Source organism: Methylobacterium sp. B1 (genome assembly GCF_000333255.1).
In the GTDB taxonomy this organism is placed as follows: domain Bacteria; phylum Pseudomonadota; class Alphaproteobacteria; order Rhizobiales; family Beijerinckiaceae; genus Methylobacterium; species Methylobacterium fujisawaense.
Genome location: NZ_BACT01000877.1, coordinates 1 through 2,165 on the forward strand (window position 1 = coordinate 1; position 2,165 = coordinate 2,165).

Genomic DNA, 2,165 nt, shown 5'->3' on the forward strand with positions numbered 1-2,165 from the left:
GCCGCGATCTCGGGGAAGCTCAGGGCCGGATCCTCCGGCGGCATGGCCGGCTCGGGGGCTGCCGCGACGGCCTCGCCCCAGGCCAGATCGGCCATATCCGCTCCGAGCGGGGCGTGGGGCTCCGGCGCGGCGTCGGGCTCCGGCGCGGCGTCGGGCTCCGGCGCGGCCTCGGCGAAGGTGCCGGTGTCAGGGGGCGAGACAGTCTCGCGCTCGTCGGCAAAGCCGGGAACGGTGTCCAGGTCGGCCACCAGGTCGGCCACCCTGTCGATCTCGTCGACCGGCGCCGCGACGGCCTCCGGCTCGGAATCCGCGACCCGCTCCGGTGCTTCCGCATCCGGCTCGGCCTCCGCCGAGACCGGGAGGAACACCAGATCCTCGTGGAGCGCCGGGCTGCCGGGGCGCGCCACGAGGGCGGCCACCGTGATGGCCGGTACGTCCATGGCGATGTAGCGGTCGACGTCGCTCTGGTTCAGATCGGCCGGCTCGCCGGCCGGCCGCGCGCTCCGGTGGGGCGGCACCCGCACCGCGTCCTCGCCCCAGATGGCGATCATCGCGGAGACCCGGTCCTCCAGGTAGCGCAGGGTGTAGACGATCCGGGCGGTGCGCTGCGCGGTCAGGTCCTGGAAGGAGCAGGCGGTGTAGATCGCGGTGGCGTGGCGGTCGAGGGCGTCGCAGGCCTGCGCGTCGGCCCCATGCTCGCGGAGGGTCCAGGCCGCCTCCTGGATCGACTCGGCGGCGCTGAGGATGTCGGAGGTGGCCTGCTCGGTCTCGCGCACGATGGCGTCGAGGGCGAGCGACGCCTGCGTCAGCCGGGTCTCGTCGCTGTTCGGGGCGTTGAGCGCCGCGATCTCGCCCTTGGTCCGGCTGATCGCGTCGGCCATGTCGAGGAGGTTGCCGCGCAGGTGGCCGAAGGCCTCCTGCCCGCGGTCGGCGGTGACGCTCCGCTCCAGCCGTGCGATCGCTCCGAGCAGCACCTCGGTTTCGGGGCCCCGGTTGCGCCGGGCGTACTCGGCGAGGAACCAGCGGCCGCGCTCGCTGGCGCTGATCGTCGCCTCGATCGCCTCGTACTCGGCCGACGCATGCGCGCTCGGAGTCACGGAACCGAACATGGGCCTCTCTGGACGCTGGCGGCGGGCGCGGTAGCGGCCCGCCCAGGTGCGCGCCAATCCCCGGGAATTTGACAGACTCCCTTTAACGGGCGCTTACGGACGGCCTACGCCCCCCGCCCCTCCCGTCGAGACCCGCCTTGCCCCGCCCGTCCGGCCCGGCGCGCCTGTCGCTGCTCTACGCCGTGGTGTTCACCGAGATCGGCATCGCGATGCCGTTCATGCCCCTGTGGCTCAACGCCCTGGGCCTCGATGCAAGGGTGATCGGCCTCCTGCTCGCGCTGCCGATCGCCACGCGGATCGCCGCCACGGCCCCGCTCATGAGCCTGCTCGACCGGGGCCTGGGCCCGCGCCGGCTGATCCTGCTCGGCAGCCTCGCGCTCAGCCTGACCTACGCGTTGATGCCGGCCGCGGCCGGGATCGCCTGGCCGTGGCTCGCCGCGCTCATCGTGCTCAACGCGGTCGCCGGCGCGCCCCTCGTGCCCTGCATCGACTACCTGACGCTCGCGGCCGTGCGCGGGGATTCCCGCCTCGCCTATTCGCGGATCCGGATGGCGGGCTCCGTCGCGTTCCTGCTGGCGAACCTCGCGGGCGGAGTGCTTCTGACGGCGCTGGGCGGGCGGCTCGCCGTGCCGCTTCTGCTGACCGGCCTCGCCCTCGGCGCGGCGCTGGTGGCGTGGCGCAGCCGCGCGGTGGCGGCCCTGCCGCCGTCCGCGGCGGGAACAGGCCGGCCGCGGCTGCCGCTGAAGCTGTGGCTGTGTATCGGCGCGGCGGCCGCGATCCAGGCGAGCCAACGGGCGATCTACGGGTTCGGCAGCATCTACTGGACCAGCCAGGGGATCCCGGCGGCCTGGGTCGGCTCGCTCTGGGCGACCGGGGTGCTCGCCGAGATCGCCCTGTTCGCCGCCCTGCCCGCCCTGCCGGCCGCCTGGCGCAGCCCGGTGCGGCTCCTCGGCGCCGGGGCCGTCGCGGCGATCCTGCGGGCGGTCGGCATGTTCCTCCTCGGCGACCATCTCGCCGCGCTGGTGCCGCTGCAATGCCTCCACGGCCTGACCTTCG

2 protein-coding genes are annotated in these 2,165 nt (G+C 74.5%); one reads left to right on the forward strand and one right to left on the reverse strand.

All coding sequences use genetic code 11. The annotated features are described in order from the left end of the window. Positions 1 to 1,109, reverse strand: a 1,109-nt coding sequence (locus I53_RS24960) for a hypothetical protein (RefSeq protein WP_043355830.1), incomplete at its 3' end; no start/stop codon positions are given. A gap of 137 nt (positions 1,110 to 1,246) precedes the next feature. Here I53_RS24960 and I53_RS24965 point away from each other — a divergent pair. Next, positions 1,247 to 2,165: MFS transporter (locus I53_RS24965; RefSeq protein ID WP_043355832.1), on the forward strand; the 919-nt coding region annotated here is incomplete at its 3' end.